The organism is Phaeobacter sp. S60, assembly GCF_000826845.1.
GTDB classification, from domain to species: domain Bacteria; phylum Pseudomonadota; class Alphaproteobacteria; order Rhodobacterales; family Rhodobacteraceae; genus Phaeobacter; species Phaeobacter piscinae.
In genome coordinates this window covers 1-6,021 of the sequence record NZ_JSWJ01000020.1, presented here as the reverse complement: position 1 = coordinate 6,021, position 6,021 = coordinate 1, and the positions used below count along the sequence as shown (strand labels likewise).

Below are 6,021 nucleotides of genomic sequence, written 5' to 3'. Positions count from 1 at the left end.
TGGGTTCCGAAACTAACGAATTTGGGTTCCGAAACTAACGAACAGATTCATACTCAAATCGGGTCCTGATATAACGAACTTGACGCGCCTTTCGCTCTGCCCGATGCTGGTTCCAGATATAACGAACTAAGCCAAGGCGAATGGATGCCCCTGCTCCCGGACAGACACCCCCAGAAGGACTTCTTCATCCTCGACATTTCCGATGTGGTGCCGAAGGACGACATGGCCTCTATGGAGCATCCTCTGTTCTCGCTCGCCACCAAACCAGACATGCGCCACCTCGAATATCGTGGGGGCGACAACCGACTGAAGATCGTGCCGTCCGGAGTCGGCCTGCCCACGATCTTCGACAAGGACATTCTGATATTTTGCGTAAGCCAGCTCATGCACCGCAAGAACCGCGGCGAGAAGATCGGCAAACGAGTGCGTTTCAGCGCCCGTGAACTAATGATCACCACCAACCGCAAGACAGGCGGGGTCGAGTATCAACGCTTGGAACAGGCATTCCAGAGGCTAATCGGGACAACCTTCCAGACCGATATTCAGACTGGGAATAGGCGCGAGACACGCTTTTTCAGCCTGCTGGAATCGGGCAGTGGGTTCGTCATGAAGGAAGAGGGCAAGTGGCGGCTCGACTACTGCGAGGTGATATTATCCGACTGGGTGATGCGCGCAATCGAAGGTGATGAGGTCGTAACGATCTCGAACGACTATTTCCGCCTGCGCCGCCCGCTGGAACGCCGCCTGTATGAGATCGGCCGCAAGCACTGCGGAGGCCAGCCGAAATGGCACATCGGCCTCGCTAAGCTTCAGGAAAAGACCGGTAGTAACGCCCCCCTGAAGAAATTCCGGCTCAACATCCGCCAGATCATCGAGGACGACCACACTCCGTTCTATCGCATGGAGTTGACCCCAGACGACCTAGTGATCTTCCGCCCGCGCTCTCCGCAGAGCGACCTCTCGCCCGATATCCGATTGCCGGAATGGGCAGAGGACAAGGCGCGCGGCATCGCCAGAGAAAAGGGCCGGGACTACTACGCCATGAGATCGGATTGGCTAGCGTTCGCCAAGAGTGAAGCTGTCAAAGGCAATCCACCCAAAAATCCCGGCGCCGCCTTTGTCGCCTGGGCAGGTAAGCAAGAACAGCTTCGTTAAGAACAACCTGAGTTTACTCAGCGTCATTCTGCTGCAACGAGCACCTTGCTCTCGGAGACGTCGAACGCTTCAAGCGTTGCTTTGATAGATTGTGCCACATGCCAGGCAAAGACTGGTGGCACTGCATTCCCAATCATGCGCTCAGTCTCTCGCAACCGGGCCTGAAATATAAAATCATCTGGAAAAGACTGAAATCGGGCGGCCTCACGCATCGAGATTCTCCGTGGCAGGCTGTAATGGAACGAATTATTACCATGACATTCTGCACGGATAGTTGGCGATGGTTTATCAGGATTCAGAACGCGACCACCTTGGTCACTGCTCCGCTTCGCCAGAGACCACACATGGCTATGTGTCTGGTCAAGCGGAGTATCCTCCAAGTCTTGGATCGCCGTGCGGGATGTAATCCAAGATCCTTTAGGCGTGGCAGCTTCAGGTTCAACGAACGGGGCCACATCGTCCTGCACACCCACAATGAGGACGCGTTCACGGCTCTGCGGAACACCGTAATCGGCTGTCAAATACAGTTTGTAGGTCACCTTGTAACCGAGTGCCGAAAAGTCTGAGATAACGGTCTCTAAGCTCTCGCGATTATAAGCATAGAGCAGACCACGGACATTCTCCGCCACAAACATCTTCGGACGCATGCGCCGGACCGCTTCGACCATTGCACGGTATAACCCTGACCGTTCACCTGCGATGCCGCGACGTTTGCCGTTGATTGAAATATCTTGACACGGAAAGCCTCCAATCAGGAGGTCACAGGTCGCGGGCATGGTATCGATGTGGTCCCAAACGCTGCCAACATGGATCTTGTGCCGCAAGTTGTGCTCATAGGTGGCACAGGCATAGGGGTTGAGATCATTCGACCATTTGATGTCGAACGGGTTGCGCTTGAAGCGTTTGCCCAAGTAGTCAAAGCCGCCGATGAGACCCAAATCCATGCCACCGCACCCAGAAAACATTGATACGACGGAATATTTCTGCATGTTCTGCTCCGGATTATAGGATGGGCAACTCGACTGTGCTCAATTGATTTTCACTGATTCTATTTAACTTTACCCTGCTCGTCAAAGAATAGCTCGTCGGACGGAACCCAGTCCGTTGCGATCTCATCAGCCATTCGCAACCACTCCAAGATGCGATCCTCAGGAGCTGGGACATGGCCCCAGTATTCCTGAAAAAGGGCATCTTCCAACTCATAGGCGGCCACCCGAATTTCGTCCTGAATACTTTGTATTGATCGGATGAGATAGTTGCCGCCACGTTCGGGTCCTGCCACGCTTCCGGCGGAAAACAGATCGCGGGCTTGCGGGCACAACACCCCGCGATACGTCATCATGTAGAGAACGGCATCATTGTATTTTCGTCGTGACCTGGAGTGAGCACAGACCATAGGAGACATGAGGACCGCTTCAGCCCGAAGCTTCCGTTTTTCGTCCTGCGGCAGATCCATATAAATTGTGACCGAAAGCGGCAGCGAGTGTTGGTCGTCATCTTCCTTATCATCTAGCCACCAAAGGCGTTCACCAGGGCGAAGACGGCCACGGGCGTACTGACGAATGTACGGCATCTTATCGTGGATCGACAGCTCTCGAAAATCTTCATATGTCGTCCCCAATTGCTCGAAAAGCGGTCGAGAGGTCCCTATTTCAATCTCGAACCGGGGCACATGGCTTGTGCGGACATGCATGATGGATTGACCGTAATCAGCCCATCGGACTTCTGGTTTACCACCAATTTTCCCATAAATGACATAGATATGATCTACGTCTTTGATCGCATTCCCCTCTGAAACCGAGTTTGCGATGCACCGCCAAGAGTCGCTCTCTGTGCATTTGACCTCGACGCCAAAATTGCCAACCGCGATATCTGGAAAACCCTGAACTCGTGGGTCCATTGCAGCATCGTGTCCTCTGGCTCGAAGCACGTCTTGGATGGTCTCGCGAACAAAATCCTCAAAAATGGATGGCTTGTGATGGTCGGAGGACCCTTGAACATCTTGTGTGAGGATGTCCGAAACCTCTGTCAGTATTGCCTCGAACTCTTCTGCATCCATAACGTCCTCACGATCTTCGATTTCGGATCGTGATATCGATGTGAGAACGATTCGTCCTCTATAAGGCAAGAAATTATGGCAAAGTAAGCGTTTGCGGCGCAACCTTACCCTAGCATGCGCGCCCAAAGGCCGCGCTTGGGTTGCTGCGTGACCTTCTCGCGCTGATCAGTCAACGCAGCCAAAGCCTGCCTATGATCGGCGCTCTGACGCTCAGCCTGCTCTTTCAATGCCTCGATCTGGTCGGTGAGTTGAGAACGCTCGCGATCCCGTTCCGAGTCCATCCGCTCGATCTGCTCTCGGAGCATCTTAACTTCGATCTCCAAAGCGCTGTTTTGGGTAGTTTTTTGATGGTTTTCCAATGGGGTCGGAAACGGTTTTTTATGTTCGGCAGAACTGGTTTTAGAGAACACCCTGAAAAGCTCAGAAGGGTCGATTTCCCAATGCCCCTTTTCGTTCTTTTCTGCACTCATTCGCCCAGCACTCAAGGCATCCAGCAAGGTGGACTTGGCAACCCCAGCCTCCTTTGCGGCCTTATTCAAAGATAATTTTACCATGGTTCTGTTCTGCCTTATACAGGAGGTCGGAGACGGACTTCCTACCGGTTTTCAGCTAGTTTAGCCGAAAACCACCCAAGCAAGGAAGGCCAGAGTTTTCAGCCGCCGCTTTAGGTGGTCACAAGCTGAACCCATCATCTCTTTCACGGCTGATATCGCGGTCCTGCTCGATGCTGCGTTCTGCCTCCCTGTCCCGCTCCCTGACCTGCTCATGCGCGGCCTCAAGCGTCGAGAAGTCCGCGCCACGCAACGCCTCGGCCAACCCGTTCAGGGAATGCTCGGCCACCTCCCGCACACGGGCATAGGTCTCGGCAAACCGTTCGCGCAGACTGGACACCACTTCGCGGACCTGTTCCAGCCGGCTACGGGCCTCCCGCCATAGATCGCCTGCGGTGGTCTGGATCCCGCGCCGCTCCATGCCCCACGCCTTCCAGCCAATATCCGGCAGGGGATCGCGGTCCAGCTCCACGGCCTCGATCTCCAGCTCGTGGGCGGCCTTGGTGTCGCCCCGCTCAAGCGCCCTCTCCTTGAGGTCCAGCTTTTCTTCGCGCTGTGCCTCAAGGCTGCGGTGGTCGATCTCGCGCCCGACCTCGATCTCGCGCAGATAGGCGTTGGCATGATCGGCCCAGCTCTCGCGCCAGTCCTCCAGCAGCTCCTTGCTGTTCCATGATCGGTCTTTGCCCTCAAAGCCGTCTGCGCCGATGGAACGGGTGGTCAGCATGATATGGGCGTGGTGGTTGCGCTCGTCCCCCTCCCTTCCGGGGGCGTGCAAAGCTACATCGGCAATCATGCCCCGATCGAGAAAGGCGGATTGCACGAAGGACCGCACCAGAGAGGCCCGTTGTGCGTCCGTCAGCTCGTGGGGCAGGGCGACCGTCACCTCGCGGGCAAGCTGGGCATCCTTGCGCCGCTCCACGGCCTCGACGGCGTTCCACAAGGTTGCCCGATCCCTCAGGGCTTCGGGTGTGCCGTCAGGGGCGAGGATCTCGGTATGCAGGACGCCGGTGCGGTTGGAGTAATCATGCTCCAACCCTTGGCGGTGGTCCTCGATGCGCTCGGCTGTCCGGTAGGCGGCAGCGGCAACGGCACTGCGCCCCGTGCTGCGGGAGATCATCTTTGCGGAGAAATGATAGATCGCCATCGGAGTGGGTGAGCCTGTGCGGTTGGTCCAGGGCAATGCCCTGGTCTGGTGGGGTTTGGGGCGGGCGAAGCGCCGCCCCATGTTGCCGCTTGCGGCAAAGGGGAATGGCGTCGCCTTGGGGTTTACCCCGTTGAGACCTCACACATTGCCTTGGCAATGTATAAGTGAGCACTTAAAGTGTTTCTACCGTAGCACCCAGAACAGGACCTCGCAACTCTGATGCCCCGAACCATCGACCAGCAAATTGCCGAGGCCGAGAACAGGGTCCAGAGGCTCAAGACCAAAAAGCGGACAAAAGACACGCGCCGGAAGATCATCGTCGGTGCGACCATCATCCCTGCGGCCTTCAAAGACAAAAAGCTGGCCCGTTACCTGGTCCGGTTGCTGGAAAACTCGCTGACACGGGCCGTAGACAAACAGGATGCGGAACCCCTGCTGGATGAGCTGCGGAAATTCATCGGAGACGACCAAGCATGAGCAACGACCCCATCAAGACCCTGACCGATACCCTTACCCTGCTGCGGGTCGAGATCGCCGATGTGAAGAAGCGCCAAATCACGGAAGAACGGCTCAAGCACCTGCAAGCCGCACTGGAAGATAACGCGGAAAAAATCGCGGGCGTCCAGAATGCGGCCTCGCAAGGGGGCAGGGAAGGCGCATCCAGTCTGGCCCATGCTCTGGATCAGACCGCCCGTGAGATGCATGGGAAGGTTGATGATGCCGTACGCAGCCTCTCAGATGCCCGTAGAGCGGCCTCAAGCACCGTTCTGGCCCGTAGGCGCAACGTCTGGCTCCTGATGGCTTTCTCAGCCCTTACAGGGCTTGCCACGGGCGCTTTGGCTTCCGTGGTAGTGTTCGATTACTACTTGGGCCGCGATTTTGCGGACAGCGTCCAGCTCATGGGGCTGGATTGGGCCTGCACCCGCCAGGATGGGTTCATCGCAGATCAGCAGAACGGCAAGTTCTGTGTGTTCCAGATCAGCGAATAATCCACAGGCAACGCCTAGTGTTAATAGTGTTACCTACGGAGTATGTTACGGTGCCAAAAATCGCCCTTAACCTACTGTCTTCAAAATAGGAAACCGCCTGTCCGGTTCCGAAACTAACGAATT

7 protein-coding genes are annotated in these 6,021 nt (G+C 56.0%); 3 read left to right on the top strand and 4 right to left on the bottom strand.

Annotated features, from left to right (window positions below):
- The first annotated feature begins 144 nt into the window (after positions 1–144).
- Positions 145–1,155 (top strand): replication initiator protein A, encoded by a 1,011-nt coding sequence (locus tag OO25_RS17740; RefSeq protein WP_052465722.1) that lies wholly within the window; start codon positions 145–147, stop codon positions 1,153–1,155.
- A 23-nt stretch (positions 1,156–1,178) separates the two neighbouring features.
- Here OO25_RS17740 and OO25_RS17735 read toward each other — a convergent pair whose 3' ends face one another.
- The 4 genes from OO25_RS17735 to mobQ form a co-directional block, all read right to left on the bottom strand.
- On the bottom strand, positions 1,179–2,144 hold the full coding sequence (locus OO25_RS17735; protein WP_052465721.1) for a DNA cytosine methyltransferase: 966 nt from the start codon (positions 2,142–2,144) through the stop codon (positions 1,179–1,181).
- A gap of 59 nt (positions 2,145–2,203) precedes the next feature.
- Entirely contained in the window at positions 2,204–3,214 is a 1,011-nt protein-coding gene (locus OO25_RS17730; RefSeq protein ID WP_040181686.1) for a hypothetical protein, read from the bottom strand.
- Between the two features lie 104 nt (positions 3,215–3,318).
- A complete protein-coding gene (locus OO25_RS17725) occupies positions 3,319–3,768 on the bottom strand; it encodes a hypothetical protein (RefSeq protein WP_040181684.1) in 450 nt (149 codons plus the stop codon).
- Between the two features lie 118 nt (positions 3,769–3,886).
- Positions 3,887–4,909, bottom strand: coding sequence for a MobQ family relaxase (gene mobQ, locus OO25_RS17720; RefSeq protein ID WP_052465720.1), 1,023 nt, complete (start codon positions 4,907–4,909; stop codon positions 3,887–3,889).
- Between the two features lie 219 nt (positions 4,910–5,128).
- Here mobQ and OO25_RS17715 point away from each other — a divergent pair, with 219 nt between their 5' ends.
- Both OO25_RS17715 and OO25_RS17710 read left to right on the top strand, forming a co-directional pair.
- Complete coding sequence (locus tag OO25_RS17715) at positions 5,129–5,386, top strand: hypothetical protein (RefSeq protein ID WP_040181682.1); 258 nt, start codon at positions 5,129–5,131, stop codon at positions 5,384–5,386.
- Positions 5,383–5,898 (top strand): hypothetical protein, encoded by a 516-nt coding sequence (locus OO25_RS17710; protein ID WP_040181680.1) that lies wholly within the window; start codon positions 5,383–5,385, stop codon positions 5,896–5,898. Before OO25_RS17715 ends, OO25_RS17710 begins: the two co-directional genes overlap by 4 nt.
- The last annotated feature ends 123 nt before the right edge of the window (positions 5,899–6,021 follow it).